16 protein-coding genes, 1 pseudogene and 2 riboswitches are annotated in these 21,105 nt (G+C 64.1%); of the genes and pseudogenes, 6 read left to right on the top strand and 11 right to left on the bottom strand.

What is annotated here, in order from left to right; all coding sequences use genetic code 11:
• Positions 1-65: 65 nt before the first annotated feature.
• The 8 genes from fdhD to ARUE_RS04890 form a co-directional block, all read right to left on the bottom strand.
• A complete protein-coding gene (fdhD, locus tag ARUE_RS04930) occupies positions 66-956 on the bottom strand; it encodes a formate dehydrogenase accessory sulfurtransferase FdhD (RefSeq protein WP_011773760.1) in 891 nt (296 codons plus the stop codon).
• A gap of 1 nt (position 957) precedes the next feature.
• Positions 958-3,264, bottom strand: a complete 2,307-nt coding sequence (locus tag ARUE_RS04925; protein WP_286140260.1) for an FdhF/YdeP family oxidoreductase — start codon at positions 3,262-3,264, stop codon at positions 958-960.
• A 51-nt stretch (positions 3,265-3,315) separates the two neighbouring features.
• Positions 3,316-4,674 carry a molybdopterin molybdotransferase MoeA gene (locus ARUE_RS04920; RefSeq protein ID WP_014920923.1) on the bottom strand — a complete coding sequence of 453 codons (1,359 nt, stop codon included), beginning with the start codon at positions 4,672-4,674 and terminating at the stop codon, positions 3,316-3,318.
• Positions 4,671-5,585 (bottom strand): NTP transferase domain-containing protein, encoded by a 915-nt coding sequence (locus ARUE_RS04915; RefSeq protein ID WP_014920922.1) that lies wholly within the window; start codon positions 5,583-5,585, stop codon positions 4,671-4,673. Before ARUE_RS04915 ends, ARUE_RS04920 begins: the two co-directional genes overlap by 4 nt.
• Before the next feature lie 42 nt (positions 5,586-5,627).
• Positions 5,628-6,128 (bottom strand): HNH endonuclease, encoded by a 501-nt coding sequence (locus ARUE_RS04910; protein WP_014920921.1) that lies wholly within the window; start codon positions 6,126-6,128, stop codon positions 5,628-5,630.
• Between the two features lie 217 nt (positions 6,129-6,345).
• Entirely contained in the window at positions 6,346-7,125 is a 780-nt protein-coding gene (locus tag ARUE_RS04905; protein WP_014920920.1) for an NlpC/P60 family protein, read from the bottom strand.
• Between the two features lie 338 nt (positions 7,126-7,463).
• Positions 7,464-7,624, bottom strand: a riboswitch (cyclic di-AMP (ydaO/yuaA leader).
• A gap of 146 nt (positions 7,625-7,770) precedes the next feature.
• The gene (locus tag ARUE_RS04895) at positions 7,771-8,607 is read right to left on the bottom strand and encodes a M23 family metallopeptidase (RefSeq protein ID WP_011773754.1); all 837 of its coding nucleotides are present in this window, start codon (positions 8,605-8,607) and stop codon (positions 7,771-7,773) included.
• A gap of 4 nt (positions 8,608-8,611) precedes the next feature.
• Positions 8,612-8,852: riboswitch (cyclic di-AMP (ydaO/yuaA leader) on the bottom strand.
• 182 nt (positions 8,853-9,034) lie between these two features.
• Positions 9,035-9,730, bottom strand: a complete 696-nt coding sequence (locus ARUE_RS04890) for an iron-dependent transcriptional repressor DtxR (protein WP_011773753.1) — start codon at positions 9,728-9,730, stop codon at positions 9,035-9,037.
• A 293-nt stretch (positions 9,731-10,023) separates the two neighbouring features.
• On the opposite strand from ARUE_RS04890, the gene serC reads away from it, so the two are divergent.
• Positions 10,024-11,154: a phosphoserine transaminase gene (gene serC / locus ARUE_RS04885; RefSeq protein WP_014920917.1), complete on the top strand. Its 1,131-nt coding sequence runs from the start codon at positions 10,024-10,026 to the stop codon at positions 11,152-11,154.
• A 66-nt stretch (positions 11,155-11,220) separates the two neighbouring features.
• Here serC and ARUE_RS04880 read toward each other — a convergent pair whose 3' ends face one another.
• The 3 genes and pseudogenes from ARUE_RS04880 to ARUE_RS04870 form a co-directional block, all read right to left on the bottom strand.
• Entirely contained in the window at positions 11,221-12,528 is a 1,308-nt protein-coding gene (locus tag ARUE_RS04880) for an MFS transporter (protein ID WP_011773751.1), read from the bottom strand.
• Between the two features lie 43 nt (positions 12,529-12,571).
• Complete coding sequence (locus tag ARUE_RS04875) at positions 12,572-13,159, bottom strand: DUF3027 domain-containing protein (RefSeq protein WP_011773750.1); 588 nt, start codon at positions 13,157-13,159, stop codon at positions 12,572-12,574.
• Between the two features lie 8 nt (positions 13,160-13,167).
• Positions 13,168-13,550, bottom strand: a pseudogene (locus ARUE_RS04870) (cold-shock protein).
• 226 nt (positions 13,551-13,776) lie between these two features.
• On the opposite strand from ARUE_RS04870, the gene ARUE_RS04865 reads away from it, so the two are divergent.
• The 5 genes from ARUE_RS04865 (at position 13,777) to ARUE_RS04845 (ending at position 21,103) form a co-directional block, all read left to right on the top strand.
• Positions 13,777-13,992, top strand: coding sequence for a hypothetical protein (locus ARUE_RS04865; protein ID WP_014920916.1), 216 nt, complete (start codon positions 13,777-13,779; stop codon positions 13,990-13,992).
• 53 nt (positions 13,993-14,045) lie between these two features.
• Positions 14,046-16,511: a helicase-associated domain-containing protein gene (locus ARUE_RS04860; RefSeq protein ID WP_014920915.1), complete on the top strand. Its 2,466-nt coding sequence runs from the start codon at positions 14,046-14,048 to the stop codon at positions 16,509-16,511.
• Positions 16,512-16,554: 43 nt separating this feature from the next.
• Complete coding sequence (locus tag ARUE_RS04855) at positions 16,555-18,213, top strand: DNA repair helicase XPB (protein ID WP_011773747.1); 1,659 nt, start codon at positions 16,555-16,557, stop codon at positions 18,211-18,213.
• 211 nt (positions 18,214-18,424) lie between these two features.
• Positions 18,425-18,898, top strand: coding sequence for a hypothetical protein (locus ARUE_RS04850; RefSeq protein ID WP_011773746.1), 474 nt, complete (start codon positions 18,425-18,427; stop codon positions 18,896-18,898).
• Positions 18,899-18,910: 12 nt separating this feature from the next.
• The gene (locus tag ARUE_RS04845) at positions 18,911-21,103 is read left to right on the top strand and encodes a multicopper oxidase family protein (protein WP_014920914.1); all 2,193 of its coding nucleotides are present in this window, start codon (positions 18,911-18,913) and stop codon (positions 21,101-21,103) included.
• Positions 21,104-21,105 lie beyond the last annotated feature (2 nt).

Genomic DNA, 21,105 nt, shown 5'->3' with positions numbered 1-21,105 from the left:
CACCTTGCTTCCAATCGATGGATAAAATCTACGTTGTTCCAGCTCAATAGCCAAGTGATTGTCGGCTATCCCCCACGGATGATCGGCGTCGCTTCAGTTGTTTCGGCAACGATTCTGTCCCGCCCTGCATACACATTGAGGCTGAGACCGCGGCTGAAACCGGCCAGCGTGATTCCCGTTTCCTCGGCCAGTTCCGCCGCGAGGCTGGACGGCGCGCTCACGGCTGCAAGCACGGGAATTCCGGCCATGGCGGCTTTCTGGACGAGCTCGAACGAAGCCCTTCCGGATACTTGGAGGACTGTGCCCTTCAACGGCAGCATGCCGGAGCGCAAGGCCCAGCCCACCACTTTGTCCACGGCGTTGTGCCTGCCCACGTCCTCCCGGAGGCACAGCAGCTCTGTAGTGCCGTCGTCGTGGATCCTGAAGAGTCCGGCAGCGTGGACGCCGCCGGTCTTGTCAAAGACCGCCTGCGCCTCGCGGAGGCGGTCCGGCAGAGCGGCGAGCGCCCGCACCGGGACGGCGACGTCGTCTTCCTTGGGGCTGTGGTGCGAGGACTTGCGCACGGCATCGATGGAATCCGTGCCGCAGATTCCGCACGAGCTGGAGGTGTACACGTTACGGCCGGTGTCGGGCCGTTCCACGTCCGGCCTGAGCTGGGCATCCACCACGTTGAAGGTCTGCACCCCGTTCTCGTCCTCCCCGGAGCAGAAGCGCTCCGAGATCAGCTGTCCCGGCTCCCAGATGATGCCTTCCGAAACCAGGAATCCCGCCACAAGGTCGAAGTCGTCTCCAGGGGTCCGCATGGTCACGGAGAAGGACATCTCACCCAAGCGGATCTCCAGGGGCTCCTCCACGGCCAGGACGTCTTCCTTGAACCGGACAGGATGCTCCAATGCCTGGGGTGAGCCGTCCAGGACAAACTTGTGCACCTTGCGGCGCTGGGTTACACGTCCCATATCAGGATCCGTTCTCCTCATGTTTGACGAACCGCACTGTCATTGCCTTGTAGCCAGGGGTGTTGGATTCCCGTGCCACCAGTTCGCGGTGCACCAGCGCGTTGGCCTCCGGGAAGTACGCTGCGGCGCATCCCTTGGCCGTGGGGTACCCGATGAGCCGGAACTTGTTGGCACGCCGTTCCGTTCCCGAAAAGGTGGAGATGACATCCACCAGGTCCCGGTCCTCGAAGCCCAGTTCCTCCAGGTCACCCGGGTGGACCAGGATCACTCGACGACCATCCGAGACGCCACGATACCGGTCATCCAAGCCGTAGAACGTGGTGTTGTATTGGTCGTGGCTGCGCACCGTCTGGAGAATCAGGTGGCCCGTCGGCGCTTCGAGATACTCCAGGGGCCGCACGGAGAAGCGTCCCTTGCCGATGTCCGTGGCGAAGGTACGGGTATCCCGGGGTGGGTTGGGCAGGACGAAGCCGTTCTTGGTGCGAACCCTTGCGTTGAAGTCCTCAAAGCCGGGAATGACTCGGGAGATGTGGTTGCGGATGACATCGTAGTCCTCAGCCATGGCCCGCCAGTCCACGCTGTGGTTCTCTCCCAACGTCGCTTGGGCCATCCGTGCCACAATCACCGGTTCGCTCAGGAGGTGCTCCGAAACCGGCTCCAACCGTCCTTGCGTTTTGTGGATGACGGACATGGAGTCCTCCACTGAGAGGAACTGCTTGCCCTTGGGGTGTTTGTGGTCAGCGTCCGTCCTTCCCAGCGTGGGCAGGATCAGGGACGTCTTGCCGTGCACGATGTGTGCCCGGTTGGGTTTGGTGGAGATGTGGACAGTCAGCCCTGCCCTCTTCAAGCCTTGTTCCAGGGCAGCAGTGTCCGATCCCGCCGCTGCGAAGTTTCCACCCATGGACACGAAAACATCCACGTCTCCCTTTTCCAGGGCATGCTGGGTTTCCACGGAGTCATAGCCGTGATCCCGCGGCATGTGGAAGCCAAACTCTTTATCCAGTGCGGCCAGGAAGGATTCCTTGGGTTTCTCCCAGATGCCCATGGTGCGGTCGCCCTGCACGTTTGAGTGGCCGCGCACCGGACAGGCACCTGCCCCGCGCTTGCCGAAGTTGCCTTGGAGCAGCAGCAGGTTGATGATTTCGCGCAGGGTATCCACCGAATGCGGTTGTTGGGTCAGCCCAAGCGCCCAGCAGATGATTGTTGCCTTGGACGCAGCCATCATCCCGGCTGCCTTGGTGATTTCTTCCCGGCTCAGCCCCGTGGCCCGTTCGGTTTCGTCCCAGTCCAGTACGGAACGCGCCTCCTTGTAGGCTGCGAACCCTTCGGTCTGCTGCTCTATGAAGGAATGGTCGACGACGGTCCCGGGGTTGGTTTCCTCTTCTTCCAGGAGCAGGTGGCCCAGTGCTTGGAACAGCGCGAGGTCGCCGCCCACTTTGATCTGCAGGAATTCGTCAGCGATGGTAGTGCCGCCACCAATGACGCCGTTGAGGGATTGCGGGTCCTTGAAGTTCAAGAGGCCGGCTTCGGGAAGCGGATTGACGGCGATGATCTTTCCACCGTTGTTCTTGCAGTCGCGCAGGGCGGACAGCATCCGGGGGTGGTTTGTTCCGGGGTTCTGACCCACTACCAGGACCAGTTCGGCGTGGTGGATGTCCTCCAAGCTGACCGTGCCTTTGCCGATTCCGATGGTCGGGTTGAGGGCGCTTCCGGAGGACTCATGGCACATGTTGGAGCAATCGGGAAGGTTGTTGGTCCCGAGGCTTCGCGCAAACAACTGGTACATGAAGGCGGTCTCGTTGGCCGTACGGCCGGAGGTGTAGAACACGCACTTGTCAGGCGTTGTAGCGTTGATGTGTTCGCCAATCAAGGCAAAAGCTTCAGTCCAACTGATCGGCGAGTAGTGGGTGTCGCCCGGCCTGATGACCACGGGTTCGGACAGTCTTCCCTGGCTTCCCAGCCAGTACTCCGTCTTGTCCTCGAGGTCCGACAGGGAGTGCTTCGCCCAGAATTCGGCACCGACGGTCCGGGTGGTGCTTTCCTCTGCGATCGCCTTGGCACCGTTCTCGCAAAACTCCGCGGGACTGCGCCTGCCGGTGATCGATTCCGGCCAAGCGCACCCGGGGCAGTCAAAGCCATCATGCTGGTTGACCCTGAGCATGGAGCGGACCGTACGGGATACACCGGCCTGGGCGTATCCGCGTTCAAGGGCAACAGTGACGGCTTTGAGGCCTGCCGCGGCTTGTTTGGGCGGGTGGATTTGCAGGTCATCTTCGTTGATGTCCTGTTCGGGAGCATGCCTGTTCATGAGTCCATCATTGCACTTTGTCATCAGGCGCAAGGCCTCCCGAGGCACGCCTCAGGCGTCCAGTGCGCTCCAGTCCACAGGGCCGGAAGGTGCCTTCCGCTGTTGCCGGGGCGCGGCTTTTCGGGTCTTGTCCTCCGGCGCCTTCGGCACCGGCAGCGCTTTACCCCAAGGCAACGCGAAAGCGGGCACCATCTCGCCCAGCTGGACGCCATGGGGCGGCACCACCATCACCCCGTCCGCACCTGCAAGGCCACGCATCATTCCAGGACCCGTGTGCTGCGCAGGCGACGCCAACCCGTACACCAGTTTGAACGGCATCAGGCGCGTCTGCCCGGGGTTTGCGTCAATGGTGGTTCCGCAGGGAACCTCGCCTACGTCTTCCAATCGACCGTGTCCCAAGGCAGCCAACAGGGGTGCGCCAACAGTAAACAAGGCCATCATCGCGGCCAACGGATTTCCAGGCAGTCCCAACACAAACCGGCCGTCGGGCAGTTCCGCCAACACTGCGGGATGTCCCGGGCGCATGGCGATGCCGTCGATCAGCAAGCTGCCACCTAGCTCGGCAACAGCCTTGCGGAGGTGGTCCGTTCCCGAGCGTCCCGTCCCGCCCGTAGTAATGACGACGTCGGCTGGCGGCTCCGCTTCACCATAGGGTTGCTCCGGTGTCAGCTCATCAAGAGGTGGCTCGGTGTCCTGGAGCGCGTCGATCCACTCCTGGTAGCTGTCGCCCACCCTGAGCTGTTCCCCTGCGATGCCGCCCAAGAGTTCCACCACCGCACCCAGTTGCGGGCCGAAGGTGTCCCGGACCTGACCGGGCAAGGGAACCCCCTGGGCCACGACTTCCGAACCCGTCAGAAGGAACCGGACCAGCGGCTTGCCCAGAACGTCCAGCTGGTCCAGGCCCGCAAGCGCTGCGAGGGCAATGTGTGCCGGATTTAGAACAGTGCCGGCTTTGAGCAGGACGTCACCCTCAGCGGCCTCTTCCGCAGCCTTGCGGATGTGTTGGCCGTTGCGAGGCTCCCCAGGTTTGGCGGTGCCGCCCAGGGCGAGAACCGGCAGGCCGTCGTCGTCAGTTGTGAGCACACCGCTCTCGCTCCGCAGGACTGCCTTGGCGCCGGGCGGTATCAGCCCGCCCGTAACAATGGGACTGGCCTGGTGCGGCGCCAGCCTCTGCCCGGGCTCACTGAGGATCCACGGACCGCTGCCGTTGACAGCCCATCCATCCATGGCTGATGAAGCATAGTGCGGCATATCCTGCACGGCCAGGGCGTCCGAGGCCAAGGTGCGGCCGAGGGCAGAGCCGAGCGGCACCGGCCCCGGCGGGATCGGGGCAGCAACATCGAACGCGCGCTGCCGGGCCTCATGCCATGTGTGTGCCGCGTGATGGCCCTCGTTGGGGGCCCCTGTCATTCCGGGCCGGTCCCGGACTCCGAGTACTCCTTGGCCACTTTGCGGGCCAGCTCCAGGGCGGCATTCATGGACGCATCATCGCTGGCCTGGCCGATGCCGCGGGCCATGCCTGCCGCATATCCGGCAATGAACGTGGTCAGGGGTGCGGCGGGGCGTACCACCGAATGCGCTGCTACTCCGGCGACAGCGAGGACCTCGTTGACGTCCACTTCCACGCCCTCAAGCTCGAAAGCCTGCAGCAGTGTGCGGCACCACTCCTCGAGCGTCTCTTCCTGGCTCTTCACGTCCGCCTCCAACTCGTAGTCAATGCCCAAGGCCGCGGCGTCCTCCCAAGTATCCACGTCATCCGTGGACCCCGCGGGAACGTCAACGTCCAGCACGTTCAGCCTAGCAAGCAGCCGGAACACTGAAGAGTTCGTTAACCCGGAACCTTCGGACGCTACGGCCACTTCCCGTTCCAAGGCGGCTGTACTGTAAGCCCCCAGGAGTGGTTGCTTGCGCCCGTCAGGAGAAACAGCCATGGCTCCTTCCACGCCGGGAACGGACGCTAGGGCGGCCCACAGAAGGTCAACACCGCGGGAAGCATGCGGCATATCGCAGGCCAGCACCAGCGTCCACGGCGTGTCCGATCCACTCTTCCTCAGCGCAGCCATGCCGGCCGCAATGGCCGCGGCAGGCCCGGCGAACGCCGGCTCCTCCCGCGCCCGCAGGACATCATCCGGCAAGCGTCGGCCGTCCCTTGACTCGTCGCCGGGAGCATCCGGCCCCACCACAACCACCGCCGAAGCACCCCGGGCGGCCTGCAGGGCATGCGAAAGGAGGGTGTCGCCGTCGTACTTCAACGATGGCTTGGGCACCCCACCGAGGCGGGTGGCGCGGCCACCCGCCAAAATCACGGCATTGAACTCCATCCGCCCAGATTACCCGGGCATCCGGGGCTCAGCAGAAATCGATCAGGCAGCGGATTCCGGCAACAGGAACGGGTCCCAGTCCGGCGCAGGTTTCTCGAGTTCTTTGATCTGCCACATGGTTCCCTGGGGCACACCGGGTTTGAAACGGAGCTTCCAGCCCATCTCAGCCAGCGTGTGGTCGCTCTTGGCGTTGTTGCATTTCAAGCACGCCGCAACCAGGTTTTCCCAGGAATCCGCGCCGCCCCTGGATTTGGGGTGGACGTGGTCTATGGTGTGGGCTGTTTTCCCGCAGTAGGCGCAGCGATGGCCGTCGCGGCGAAGTACCCCGCGGCGACTCACGGCGGTGATCCTGTTGTACCGGGGACGGATGTAGCGGTTGAGAAGGATCACGGAAGGTCTTCCGAGAATCTCCTGTGGCCCGACGACAGGCTCGTCGCCTTCGGCCACTACGCTAGCTTTCCCAGTCAGCACAAGGACCAGCGCCCGGCGGAATGTTATTACCGCCAGCGGTTCATATCCAGCATTCAGAACGAGTGTGCGCATGCACGTACCTCTTCACGGCCGCACCCGTCAGGGGCACGAGGGCCGGCTGCCCTCTGCTTGTACGGGCTGTGGATCGACACCATAAGGGTAAGCACTTATATGCCGTATCAACGAATTTTTTTGTGATGTCGTGTGCGGTGTCGGCAAGAGTTCATGCGCGGTTAAAGCAGAACACCCCGCCGGCCGAAGCCTGCGGGGTGTTCCTAAGCTCTGAGAATTAGCCGTTGACGCGGATGAAAACCGGGCCCGAGCCCACGTTGGCGCTGAACAGTGCCGTGGTGGATCCGTTCCATCCACCGTGGACTGCCTGGCCGTTGCCGACGTAGACAGCGATGTGGGCCTGTCCAGCCAAACCACCGTTGGCGTAGTAGGCGAGGTCACCGGGCTGGGCTTCTGCTGCACTGACAGTGCGGCCCAGGGAAAGATAGCCGGCGGGCCAGTCGTGGAAGTTGATGCCCACGGCCGCCAGGGAGTTGGTCACCAGCATGGTGCAGTCCTGGGTCACGCCGATCTGGGCGTAAGCAGCCGCAGCGATGGCTGCCCCGAGACCGCTGGAAGCCGCCGGAGCGGGGGTCGGGCTGCTGACGGCAACGGTCGCGGTGGCTGCCGGAGCGGCCGCCGGGGTTGCTTGTTTGGGCTCAACCTTGGCTTCAACCTTGGCCTGAGCTTCTTCGATCACAACGGGGGCCGGGGCTTCCTCCGTGGTGACAACGGGGCGCTCGTAGGAGATGGCCACCGTGGAGTCCGCGGCGATGGTGGCCTGGACTACGGACTGCACGTCCAGAGTGGACGTTGACGTCGATTCACGATCCACGTTGGTCTCGGCAGCGTTGGCGGCGATCCCACTGGTCAGGACCAGGCCTGAAGCTGCAGCGATAACTGCTGCCTGGCGGCCAACGCCACCGGCGTTGGTGGTGACGGCCTTGGCGATGACGGAAAGCGAGCTGGTCTTGGGGGCCTCAGCACGGTGCCGCGCAACCTTGTTTGCACTGGTCATGATTTTCTCTTTTCGTATCCGAGTGCAGTTGGGGTGCACACGGGTAGTGGGTTGGCCAACATGGGGGCATGCTGGACGACCCCGAACCGGATTATTTCTAGCGGAGGGTGAAACGTGAGGATGAAGTCCCGGTGGACGCTACGGAGTGCAGCAGCGTTGACGTAGGGGATGCTGATTCGGGCCTGCTGAGAGCGGAGGCCGAGGCTGCTGCCGGTACGGGCGCCAGATGGCGCAAGGTACCTGCCGTGAATGATGCAGCCTTGCAAAGGGTGTTCGACGGGTTCGCGCGAACCGTTGGGGCGCTAAGCCGCGCAGGGGTAGTGCATGATGACACGTAGGTAGCCTCTCCCAGTGCCTGCGAGGTGAGCTGTCGGATTCGGATGGGAGTCATCCGGCCACGCTGCTTCCACGGAAGCTTTGCGACTTTACCCCTAGGCCTTCTTTCGAAGACCGGAAGTGGTTCCCCCGCCCCTGCCAGACGATTTTGCGAACGGACCTTGAGCGGTGGCAGAGCTAGGCAATCCACTCAAGTGCATCGGCCCCCTAAAAAGCCGATGCGCTCTGTACGCTACAACAGTTGGACCTGAATGTCACATTCAGGTCACGGCGCGTCTCGCTCATGCGAGAGGCGACCATCGACTGGGATTAGAGCCAGCCCATGGGGTCTACGACTTCACCGTTGACCTGGACCTCGAAGTGGAGGTGGCAACCGGTGGAAGCGCCCGTGGTGCCACTCAGGGCCACGGTGTCGCCGCGGTTCACGGTCTGTCCTACCTGGACGGTGAAGGACGACAGGTGGTTGTACGTGGTTTCGAGGCCATTGCCGTGGTCGACCACCACGCGGTTGCCTCCGCCGTACTCGTGCCATCCGGCGAAAGTGACCTTGCCGGTAGCTGCGGCGTGCACAGCCGTGCCGCACTGGGCTACGAAGTCCTGACCGCGGTGGAAGTCACCGGCACCACCCGTGAGCGGGCTGATGCGGTAACCGAAGGGGGATGCCGTGGTGAGCGTGTCCAGGGGGCTGGCCATGGTGCCAACGGATGAGGCGCGCTGGATGCTTCCAGCAGACTGGGCGCTGAGCAGCTGCTTCAGCTTTCCATCGGGGTCCGCGGCAGTAGCGACTGCGGCGCGGCTGAAGTCGATCTTGGCCGACGCGGCAGCGGAAACCTCGGGCTGGCTGCCGGCGGGGGCGGCGACGGCGAGGGCCGATTCGGTCTGTCCTGATTCCGACGTGGCCATGACGGGGCTTGTAGCCGGCAGGCCGACAGTCAGGGCAAGCCCGGTGGCGGCAAGCGCAACTCCGGCCTTCTGCCCGACGCCGCTGGCAGCGGCGAAGTCGGCAACCTGGCGCAGCGGGCTCTTACGGCGGCGCACCTGACGCTCGGTGTCGCGGGGCCGGATCTCCGTTACGACGGTGGCTGGCCGCAGCTCAGCAGCGGGGCCGGACGCGCGGCGGCGACCCCTGACGTTCTGCGATGTCAAACTCTGTTCCTCTCTCAAAAGCCTGCGAAGTTAGCTGTCGGATTCGGGTCAGAGAGTACAAAGACCCGGTCCGCACGAGGCGCTCACGGCACACAGGTATCCCAAGAGGGACTTGCATACGTGGGCACTTCTGCTGCGGACTTCACCCCAAGGCTGCTTCTTTAGACAGCCGCTTGTGGTTCCCCCGCCTCTGCCAGTGGTGGTGACACACCTGATCCGCTGGCAGAGCTCGGCTCCGGATCAGGTAACGCTTTGGTATCAGCGCTAGTAGATAACTATAGGGGATGAAGGCCTGCGGTAATAAATTCGTTATCAACAGGAGGCCGCTGAGAGAAGGAGGCCTTTATCATCTTTTTCGGAAAACCGCAGGTCACACGCGCGCCGAAGCGGGCAAAGTGAGGTTTGACACGGTGCTTTGGGGCTTCGCTCAGCTGAGTGAGACGAAGACGTGCGCGGCAACTTCCGGAGGCAGCTCCAACGCGCCCTCAATACCGGGGACCCGTACTGAGATGTACTCGCCGACGCGCTCCAGCGAGACACTTGCGCCCGGACGGATTCCGCCTTCGTCCAACTGGGTCAGGAGCTCGGGCTCCACCTGGATGGGCTCCGCGAGGCGGCTGACCACCACACGGGAATCCGCGGCATAGCCGTCCATGGCCTGCAGAAGGTTGACATCGAGCCGTGGGAACGGCTGGCTGGCAAGGCCACCAAGCGCTTCGAGTCCGGGGATGGGGTTGCCATAGGGGGACTCCGTGGGATGCTCCAGGAGCTCGTAGAGCCGACGCTCCACCCGCTCGCTCATGACGTGCTCCCAGCGACAGGCCTCATCATGCACGTAGGCCCAGTCCAGACCGATCACATCGGCCAGGAGGCGCTCCGCGAGGCGGTGCTTGCGCATGACCTCGGTGGCGCGCTTCCGTCCCACTTCAGTCAGTTCCAGGTGGCGGTCGTTGGACACAATCACCAGGCCATCGCGCTCCATGCGTCCAATGGTCTGGGAAACAGTGGGTCCGGAGTGGCGCAGTCGTTCGGCAATGCGCGCCCGGAGAGCCACAATGTTTTCTTCTTCAAGCTCCAAAATGGTCCGAAGATACATCTCAGTGGTATCGATCAGATCCGTCATCCAGCTCAGCTCTCCTCGAACGCAGTTCCTTGCGTAATCTCCACCGTACCGCGTCCCTAGCAAGGGCGGACGGTGTGCACCGCCGCCCCCTGAACGCCAACCACCAGCCTAGCTTATTTGGAATTACTCTGGATAATTCCGGTCGCATTCGGTGAGCCCGCATTCCACGTAGCGGACTATGACGGCCGCAGGTTCCTGCGCGCGGGCCGTGTCAGGCAGAATTGGGGTGTCGAAGGGGCAGTTGATGCCCCATGCCACCTCCCATCTCTAGCCGACACCCATTGGAGCGCCACGTGAGCGACAACAGCATCACCATTCCCGCCGACCTGCTGCCCAAGGACGGACGCTTCGGCGCTGGACCGTCCAAGGTTCGCCCGGAACAGATCGAAGCGTTGTCTGCCGCATCGACCACCATCCTGGGCACTTCCCACCGCCAGGCTCCGGTCAAGAACCTGGTTGGTTCGGTCCGTGAAGGACTCAGCCAGTTCTTCCGCGCTCCGGAAGGCTATGAAGTGGTCCTCGGCGTGGGCGGCTCCACAGCGTTCTGGGACGTGGCCGCGTTTGGCCTGGTAGAGCAGAAGGCACAGCACCTCTCCTTCGGCGAGTTCGGCTCAAAGTTCGCCGCCGCCACCAACAAGGCACCGTTCCTTGATGCTTCCTCCATCATCAAGTCCGAACCCGGCACCCGCCCGGTGGCACAGGCCGAAGCCGGCGTTGACGTCTACGCCTGGCCCCAGAATGAAACGTCAACCGGCGTGGCCGCCCCCGTCAAGCGCGTCGAGGGGGCTGACGAAGGCGCCCTCGTCCTGGTGGACGCCACCTCGGCAGCCGGCGGGCTGGACGTGGACGTCGCCGAGTCGGACGTCTACTACTTCGCGCCCCAAAAGAACTTCGCTTCCGACGGTGGCCTCTGGCTGGGCCTCTTCTCCCCCGCCGCCCTGGAGCGCGCGGCACGGGTCAAGGCAAGCGGCCGCTGGATCCCGGACTTCCTGGACCTGCAGACCGCCATTGACAACTCCAAGCTGAACCAGACGTACAACACCCCGTCGCTGTCCACCCTGGTGACCTTGGACGCCCAGGTGCAGTGGCTCAACAGCAACGGCGGCCTGGACTTCGCCAGCAAGCGCACGGCAGACTCCGCCAACCGTATCTACTCCTGGGCCGAGGCATCCGAGTACGCAACGCCGTTCGTTGCCAACGCCGAGGACCGCTCCAACGTCATCGCTACGATCGACTTTGACGACTCCATTGACGCCGCAGCCATCGCCAAGGTCCTGCGCGCCAACGGCGTGATGGACACCGAGCCGTACCGTAAGCTCGGCCGCAACCAGCTGCGCATCGCCACCTTCGTCGCCATCGAGCCGGACGACGTTTCGGCACTGCTCGCGAGCATCGATTACGTTGTGGGCGAGTTGAAGAAGTAGCACCACGGGCTTTGGTCGGCGTCGTGCGGGTAGCTCCCGGACGGCGCCGCCGCTTTTTAAGGTGGGCTATCCGCCCTGCCGGCTCGCGCCGTCGTCGTCCGTGTCCGGACGGGCAAGCAGCGACTCCACCCGGAAGTGCTTCAGTCCGCGGGCCCGGCGGTCAAAGCGGAGCCGCAGCTGCTTGGCGCGGATGATCCACAGCAAACCCACGACGGCGGTGCTGACGCCGGCAACCGCGGCGACGCCAACTGCCCATCGGGGGCCGCCGACGTTGGCCACCAAACCCACCAACGGCGCCCCGATAGGGGTGCCGCCCATGAAGATGGCCATATAGAGGGACATGACCCGCCCGCGCATCACAGCCTCCGTGGTGGATTGCACGTAACCGTTGGCGCTGGTGATCAAAGTCAGGGCGAACAAGCCGCAGGGAACCAGGGCGAGCCCGAAGAGCACAGCATTGGGGGCCAGGGCGGCAAGCGCGCTTGATATGCCGAAGCCGCCAGCGGCGCCGAAGATCAGCCTGAGGCGCGGCCGTCCGCGTCGGGCAGCCAGCAGTGCACCGGTCACGGATCCGATGGCCATGACGGAGTTCAACGCTCCGAACGCACCCGCGTCCATGCCGAATTGGGTTCCCACCATCGCGGCGATGAACAGGGGGAAGTTGAGCCCGAAAGTGCCCACAATGAAGATGGCCACCAGGACCACCTGGATATCCGGCCTGTTCCGGACGTAGCGCAACCCCTCCCGGATGCGCCCCTTCCCCGCCGCCGCACGGGGCTGGACGCGGAGCGATGACGCAGGAATGAGTTTGAGCGCCCACAACATGGCCACGAAGGACACGGTGTTGATGAGGAACACCCAGCCGGGACCCACCACCACCGTCAGCACGCCCGAGACAGCGGGTCCGATCATCCGGGCCACGTTGAAGGAGGCACTGTTGAGGGCCACCGCGTTGGGCAGGTAATCGTCGGTAACCAGCTCGGAGACGAACGTCTGACGGACGGGAGCGTCCAAGGCGGTCACGATTCCCAACATCAAAGCAAAGAGGTAGACGTGCCAGAGTTCGGCGACCCCCAGCAGCACCAGCACACCCAGCCCCGTGCTGAGCAGGGCCATGGCCACCAAAGTGATGAGGAGAAGTTTCCGCCGGCTATAACGGTCAGCCAGAAGCCCCGCCCACGGAGCAAGGAAAAGCTGGGGACCGAGTTGGAGCGCCAGAGTAATGCCCATGGCACCGGCGTCGTGCGCGGTCAGGTGGTCAAAGACCAACCAGTCCTGCGCCGTGCGCTGCATCCACGTGCCGATGTTGGAGATCAGCGCACCGAAGAACCAGATGCGGTAGTTGAGGATTCCGAGTGACCTAAAGGTGGACATCAGCGTCCGCCTTCGATGTGGTCACTCCGGGTTTCCGCAACGCTTATTCAGCCCCGGCTTCGTCGTCGTCGGCGCTTTCGTCGGCGATTTCGGGTTCGTCGGATTCAGCAGCCTCATCAGCCGGTTCAGTGGCCTCGTCTTCGGCCGCCTGCACGGACGCTTCCGTGACATCCTCAACGGTCTCTTCGACCAGCGGCGTCTCATCCTCGGGACGGACGCGTTTGGCCCACGGCACCCATTCAGGAGCCAGGATGGAATCCTCGGAGGGCAACAAACCAAGCTCGCTGACAGTCACGATCTTGGAGCGCGAGTTACGGGTCACCACGGCGTACCACTGCCAGCCGCCGTAGCCGGCGAGCCTGGACTCGAACAGATGGGTGACCACACGGTCCCCCTCCGACTTGGCGCCCAGGTGCGAGCCGACTTCGCCCGGGTTGGCGATGCCTTCAACAGCCTCACGTGCAGTATCGACGGCGGCAGCCAGGAACGCGTCCGGCTTGCCCGTGCGCCACACGGGCAAACCGGCGCGGGGCTTGGCCGCGACGGGCTTCCGCGCGGGGGCGTCCCCGTTTGCAGGAGCCTGGGCAGCGTCAGGGACGGCCTTGGTGTCCTGTGCGGATTCCGATGTCATGGCCGGTCCTAGGCTTCCAGCTCGTCGGCAACCTTGCGCAGTGCCATGCTGATGGCCTTGGCCTTGTTGCCGTCGGGGTATTTGCCTGAAGACAGGGAGCCGGAGAGATTGTCCAGCACGGTGACCAGGTCCTGGACCATCGGCGCGAGGTCCCTGGCGTTCATGCGCTTGGCCTTGGCAATGGACGGCGTCTTCTCCAAGACACGCAGTCCAAGTGCTTGTGCTCCACGGCGGCCGTCGGCCACACCGAATTCCACGCGGGTCCCGGCTTTGAGCTCCGTTACGCCCGCGGCAGGGACGTCTTGGGCAGGAATACTTCCTGGCCGTCTTCAGCCGCGAGGAATCCGAAGCCTTTTTCCTTGTCATACCACTTGACCTTGCCGGTAGGCACGTAATCAACCTTCTTCGTTCTTGCTTTGGGAGACACGTCGGGCCATTCACCGCATCCACAGTTATCTGCGGGATCGAGGGCGACAGCCCGGTCCGTGTTGGTCTGTTCCTTCAAGGTTATCCTGCCGGACCCCCTATTCCCGCTTTGCCGCGACCACGCGGTACGCGAAGATGACAACAGTTGCTTCCATGAATCGGCTTCGCGTGCTGCTGCTAGCGTTATTGGCATGACTTCCCCGGGTTACCGCCGCCCCATCATGATCATCGCCGCCGTCATTGCCGTCATCTCCCTGGCTGCCGTGGGCACGGTCATGGCTGTCGCATTCAACGGGGGCGTGCCACCGGTGTGGGTAACGTGGGCGGCCCTTTACGGACTTCCCGTAGCCTTCATGCTCGCCGTAGTTCTGGTGCTTGACTCTGTTCGCCAACGCCGCCGGCAGTAACCCACGGCCCCACTGACAGGCACGAGGGGCCCGGGGGCGGTAACGTTGGATTGATGTCCCTGATACGCGCGCTCAGCAAGGAACTCGAAGCGCGCAGCGACGATTCGCTGCGGGCCTTGTTTGCCGCGCGACCGGACCTCATCTCCCCCATGGCGCCTGACTTCCCGGCTTTGGCTGCGAGGGCGAGCGCACGGGTCAGTGTCCAACGTGCCTTGGAACGGTTGAACAAGCCCGAGATGCAGGTCCTGGAAACACTGCACCTGTGCACCAATGCCGATACCGGCCACAGTATTTCCTCGGCCGGGCTGAAGAAGGTCATTGCGGGTTCCACCCTTTCGGCGCTGGACCCCATCCTCGCCAAATTGCAGGATCTGGCCCTGGTACATCGGGCAGATCCGCCCACCGGCTCGCCGGCAACCTCGTCCCGTCAGCGCTTCTACCTTCCGGTGGGCAGCCTCAAAGACGTCATCGGAATCTACCCTGCGGGTCTTGGGCGGAGCTATACAGAACTGGTACGGCTACAACCGGCCTTTGCCCAGCGGGTAGTGCAGTTGGTGGCCGAGCTTCATCAAAGCGGTGCCGGTATCCACCCCGCCAGCACTCCAATGGACGCGGCCCTGGCCTTGCAGCGCTGGACCTCCACTCCGGAGAACCTGCGCGCCATCCTGGCCACGGCACCGGACCGGACGGTGGCCTTGTTGGACAAGTTCGGCAGCTGGGCCATGGGCGCAGTACCCCAGGCGCAGCGCCGGGCTTCGGTCACCCACGAAAGCCATGATGTGGGGCCCATCGACTGGCTGTTGGCGCGCGGTTTGCTGGTCCCTTTGGACGCCGGCCACGTGGAGCTGCCCCACAGCGTGGGCCTTGCCTTGCGTGGTGGTGCAATCGTGGATGATTTCACGCTCGCCCCACCGGTTCCGGAACTCGGCCATACGAGTGCTGCCCTGCGACGCAATGCCGCCATGGGGGCCATCGCCGAGATTTTGCGACTGGCGGCTGAACTTTTGTTCGCAGTCCGGGAGCAGCCTCTGGCTACCCTTCGGAGCGGCGGCGTGGGCGTGCGCGAACTGCGGCGTTTGGCAGAGTCCATCCGTTTAGGTGTCCATGAGACGGCCATCCTCCTGGAGTTGTGCGCCATGGCAGGGCTGCTCCGCTTGGACGTGGACAGCTCCACGTGGGTACAGCCACCGTCGCTCGAATGGCTCAACCTGCCCCGGCAGGAACAGTGGCTGTGGCTGGTCAACGCCTGGCTGGCAAGCGAGCGGGCACCTTCATTGGTGGGGCAGCCTCTCGCTGGCCCGTCGTCGTCGGCCGTCCATCAAGGCGCGGCAGGCACCACCATCAACGCCTTATCCGCGGAGGCACAACGGCCCGACGCCCCGGTGGTGCGCCGGCGGGTCCTGGAGATCCTGAATGAGCTCACTGTGGAGGCCGCAGCGCCGGACGGGAAGGCGCCCGTCCTGGATGCCAGGGCCGTGCTGCAGCGGGCCGAGTGGGCGCAGCCGCGGATGTCCCGCCGGTTCAGTTCCCTGGTGCGCGGCATCCTTGAGGAAGCCACGCTCCTTGGCCTGATGGGATCCGGTGCGTTGACGCAGTTGGGTTCGGCCATCGCTGACGGCCAGCCGGAACAAGCCATGACCATCCTCGGCGAACATTTGCCCGCTGCGGTGAACCACATCCTCCTCCAAGCAGATCTCACGGCCGTGGCGCCCGGTTACCTTGCGCCGGAACTCAGCGAGACCTTGCTGTTGATGGCCGACGCCGAGGGGCAGGGCCCGGCGTCGATCTACCGTTTCTCAGCCGCCACCATCCGGAGGGCGCTCGACGCCGGACAGGATGCGGAATCGCTGTTGGCGTTCCTTCGTGAGCATTCCGCCACGGACGTGCCCCAACCTTTGGAGTACCTTGTCCAGGACACCGCGTCCCGGCATGGCCGGCTCCGTATCGGCACGAGTGCCAGCTTCATCCAGAGCGACGACGAAACTGCCATCACCGATCTCCTGCGCGAGGCCCGGACGTCCGTCTTGAGCCTGGTGCGCATCGCCCCCACCGTTCTGACGTCCTCCGCCAGTCCGCGCGAGACTGCGCGTGTCCTTCGCGAGCTGGGACTCTCGCCTGCCGTGCAGGAGGCCGAGCCCGCCGTCGTGCGTTTCAAACGGACCACGGCGGTGCCGGGCAGCGCACGGCCTGTCTACTCGGCGCCCCGAATGGCTCCGCCGGACGACGACGTCGAAGCGCAGCTTTCGGTCCTGCGGCAGCACCGCGCCGTCCCGGCTGAAGCGGCGGGCGAGGCGTCCACCCAGCTGGGCCTGGAGACACTGCAGACGGCCATCCGGCTCAAACAGGCGGTCACCATGAACGTGGTGGACAGCTTGGGGAATGCCAACACCGAAACCGTTGTTCCTGTATCCGTCTCCGGTGGGCGTGTCAGGGTGTTCGATCCCGCCAAGGACACCGAACGAGTGTTGTCCATCCACCGGATCATCGATGTGGAACCCGCAGGAGAACTGCGTACATGAAAACAGCGCCGTCCCTGAGAACTGCGCAAGTGAGGATTCAACAGTGACCGACGGTCCGCTGATCGTACAAAGTGACAAGACCATCCTGCTGGAGGTCGACCACGAGCTCGCTACCGAGGCACGCCATGCCATCGCCGCGTTCGCCGAGTTGGAGCGCGCCCCGGAACATATGCACAGCTACCGGCTGACGCCGTTGGGTCTCTGGAACGCCCGGGCGGCAGGGCTGGATGCGGAACAGGTGCTGGATACGCTGCTGAAGTACTCGCGCTTTCCCGTGCCGCACGCCTTGCTGATCGATGTGGAAGAGACCATGTCCCGCTATGGCCGGCTGCGGCTTGAGAAGGATCCGCAGCACGGGCTGGTGATGCGGACCGATGACTATCCGGTGCTGGAAGAAGTCATCCGTGCCAAGAAGATCGCTCCCCTGCTGGGGCCGCGGATCGACGGCGAAACGGTGGTGGTGCATTCCTCCCAGCGTGGACAGTTGAAGCAGTTGCTCCTCAAACTTGGGTGGCCCGCTGAGGACCTTGCCGGCTATGTGGACGGGCAACCACACCTGATCATGCTGGACGAAAGCGGCTGGCAGTTGCGCCCTTACCAAAAGCTGGCCACGGAGAACTTCTGGGCCGGCGGCAGCGGCGTCGTCGTGCTTCCCTGCGGTGCGGGAAAGACGCTGGTAGGCGCGGCAGCCATGGCCACGTCCTCCACCACCACACTGATCCTGGTCACCAACACCGTCTCTGCGCGGCAGTGGAAGGACGAATTGCTCAAGCGGACATCGTTGACGGAGGACGAAATCGGCGAGTACTCGGGCGCGGTCAAGGAAGTCCGGCCCGTCACCATCGCCACCTATCAGGTCCTGACCACAAAGCGCGGCGGGCTCTACCCGCACCTGGAACTCGTGGACGGGCATGACTGGGGCCTCATCATCTATGACGAGGTCCACCTGCTGCCCGCCCCGATCTTCCGGATGACCGCGGATCTCCAAGCCCGGCGGCGGCTCGGCCTCACGGCAACGTTGGTGCGCGAGGACGGGCGTGAAGGCGAGGTGTTCAGCCTGATCGGACCCAAACGATACGACGCACCGTGGAAGGACATTGAGGCACAGGGCTACATCGCCCCCGCCGACTGTGTTGAAGTGCGCGTGGACCTCCCCCGCGACGAGCGGGTGGCTTACGCCATGGCTGAGGATGCTGACAAGTACCGGCTGTGCGCCACCTCGGAAACCAAAACCAAACTGGTGGAAGAGCTCGTAGCCGTCCACAAGGGCGAGCAGTTGCTGGTGATCGGCCAGTACATCGACCAGTTGGACGAGATTGCCGAAAGGTTGGACGCTCCCCTGATCAAGGGCGAAACCAGCGTCAAGGCACGGCAGAAGCTCTTCGACGCGTTCCGCAAGGGTGAGATCCACACCTTGGTGGTATCCAAGGTGGCCAACTTCTCCATCGACCTGCCTGAAGCATCGGTCGCCATCCAGGTTTCAGGTTCCTTTGGCTCGCGGCAGGAGGAGGCCCAGCGTTTGGGACGCCTCCTGCGTCCCAAGCAGGACGGCCGCGCAGCCCGTTTCTACTCGCTGGTGGCGAGGGACACCCTGGACCAGGATTTCGCTGCGAAACGCCAACGGTTCCTGGCTGAGCAGGGCTACGCCTACCGGATCATGGATGCCAAAGACGTGGGCAAGGACGCTGGTCAGGCACAGTAGCCTGGCTGGTCTTGGGACAAAGAACCTCAGGGCCCTTGCTAATCATCTCCAGCGACTTTACGATTCCTAGTGAAGCTCTCCGCCCTTAAAGGTTGCCCCTGGTCCAGGCAGCCCGGCGGCCAGCCGTCGGCGGTGGGGGAATCCCGCAGCCAGGGAGCCGACGGTTTGAAGGCCTAGAAGAATCTGAGAATTTCCACCAGAGGATTCCCCAATGCGCAAAGCCCTCCTGGTCCTCTCCGCGATCGTCCTGCTGTCCGCACTCGCACAGCTGTTCTTCGCCGGATACTTCCACTTCCAAAACACCATCGAAGCCCAACGTGAAGCGGGCGTCTACCACGCAGTTAATGGCCAATATGTGTTGCGCTATGCGGCATTGCTGGCTGCAATCGTCGCGGCCATTGCCCGGATGGGATCCCGGACGATCTGGCTGGCGGCAGGCATTTTCCTGCTGACGTGGCTCCAGCTGTTCATCTTCATCATCGGCGGCATGCTGACCGGGTCCTCGCCGGAATTCATCACCCCGGCAGGCTCGTGGGTGGTCTCCATCCACCCCATCGTTGGTGTGCTGATGATCTTCATGTCCTACTGGCTGTTCAAACGCGCCCGGGCGGCGGCCCTTAATCCCCAACCGCTGCCTCCCAAGGCGGCATCCTCGGATGCTTCCACCTCGCCAAGAACAGCCTGACCAACGGCAGCTGTGAACACCTCGCAGCTGCTGGCGGTAGACCTGGTGCTGTCCGCCTTGGCGGCCGGCGCATGGATTGCCGCCGCCTGGTTGACAGCGTCCGTGAGGACGGACGCTTCAAGCACCGCTTCTCCGAACACCGACAGTAAACCGGACAAATCCCGCGGGATTGACCTGGCATTGCTGTTGGTGGGTGCAGCCGTCGCACTGACAGTGGGCCGGTACGCATTGCTTCCTGCTTTGGTGGCGGGCAGTTGGTGGTTTGCCAGCGAACGCATAACCATCAACGTGCCTCTGACCGCCATCCCCGCGGCTTGGGCCGCGACGGCCGGTGTTCCGTTCTTGCTGAGGAGGCGGAACACCGGCTCCAAACCCGTCACAGGAGACCCCGGGCGTCCGGGACGATCCCGCGAGTGGGCCGTTCTGGCCATGGTGGCAGCTGCCTCGTCAGCTGTGGCATCACTGGCACTAACGTTCATCCTTGGGCCGTTCCCGGCCCTCTGGAGCCTCGTGGTGCTGCTGTTCATGGTGGCCGCCAGTGTGCTGATCGCCAAGCTCGCCCTGTTTACGCCGCAACGCGTCGCCAGGGAAGGTGCGGTCGCTCGGGCAGGCGTGTCAGTTCGGGCGGGCGCGCCAGTCCGGGCAGGCCGCCGCGGCGGCGCCTCTCCCCTCGGCAGGCGGCCGACGGCGGCTGCTGCAGTTGCCGGGCTCATGATCTGTACCGCTTTGGGCTCGGGTGTCTTCGCCTGGCTTGGGAGCCGGTCCGCCGACGGCGCGACCATCGCTGCCGCCGTCGGGCATCATGGCGGCACGGGCGCACCGGTGACGGATCCGACGCCGGTGACCAGTCTGGTGGGCGACGCCCCCCGCGCCGCCGTGGTCCGGCACTACGAGCTGACGGCCAGGGTGGAACAGGTGACGCTGCCCTCCGGGCAGACCACGGAAGCCTGGACGTACGGCAGCCTGCCGGGCCCGCCATTGGAGGCTCAGCTGGGCGAAGTCATGGAGGTGGTGCTGAACAACCGGGACGTAACTGCCGGCGTGACGCTCCACTGGCACGGTTACGACGTCCCCAACGCCATGGATGGAGTCGCCGGCGCTACTCAGGACGCCGTGATGCCCGGGGAGTCCATGACGTATCGTTTCGCGGCCGCCCAAACGGGCACCTACTGGTATCACACCCATCAAGATTCGGCCGAGGGGGTTCGCAAGGGCCTCTACGGCACGTTCGTCGTGCACCACCCCGCTTCGCCCCGTGCTGACACGGACATTGTGGTGGCAGGGCACGACCTGAGCGGTCTGGGGTTGCTGGGCTCCTCAGACCGTGGCAGTGCCCACACGGCCGCCCCTGGCTCAAACGTGCGGGTGCGGCTTATCAACACCGATTCCGTGCAGCAGCGGTACCTGATCCAAGGCTCCGCCTTCAAAGCCGTGGCGGTTGATGGGACCGAAGTGAACCAGCCCCAGGACGTAACCGGCAAACTGCTGCGACTCGGAGCCGGCGGCCGGGTGGACATCGCCTTCACCATGCCAGCCACACCAGTGACCGTGCGCTCGGACACCGCGGCCAGTGCTGTAGTGGTCATTGCCCCGCCCGGTTCACCTGCCGCAGATGAGGCTGCCACGCCTGAAGACGTGGTCCCGGACAAAGCGCCGGCAGGCGTCTTCACCACCACACCCGTGCTCGACCTGTTGGAGTATGGCAAACCCAGGCCCGAGGAATTGGATGGTGGGGAAAAGGATGGTGGCGGGAAGGCGGCAAAGCGGCCCATCACCCGTGAGGAGGTGATGGTGTTGGACCGGCAGTTCCGCTTTGTGGACGGCATTCCCCGGTACGCCTTTACTGTGAACGGGGCTGCTTATCCGCTGGTTCCGTCCATTGAGGTAGCTAAGGGCGACACCGTGAAAGTGACGGTAGTAAACCGCACCTCCGAACCTCATCCGATGCACCCCCACGGTCATCATGTGCAAGTACTGAGCAGGAACGGCGTGACCCCAAGCGGATCACCGCTCATCCTGGACACCGTGGATGTGTTGCCGGGCGAAGTTTGGGAACTGCTGCTCCACGCCGACAACCCTGGCATCTGGATGGACCACTGCCACAACCTGGACCACGCGGCAGAGGGGATGATGATGCTGCTGAAGTACCAAGGCGTGTCGTCGCCGTTCGTGCACGGCGGCCATTCCCACAACCGGCCGGAGTGATG

It is taken from the genome of Arthrobacter sp. Rue61a (assembly GCF_000294695.2).
Taxonomy (GTDB): domain Bacteria; phylum Actinomycetota; class Actinomycetes; order Actinomycetales; family Micrococcaceae; genus Arthrobacter; species Arthrobacter aurescens_A.
Note: the sequence above shows the minus strand (reverse complement) of the source record. Positions and strands in the feature narration are given on the sequence as shown.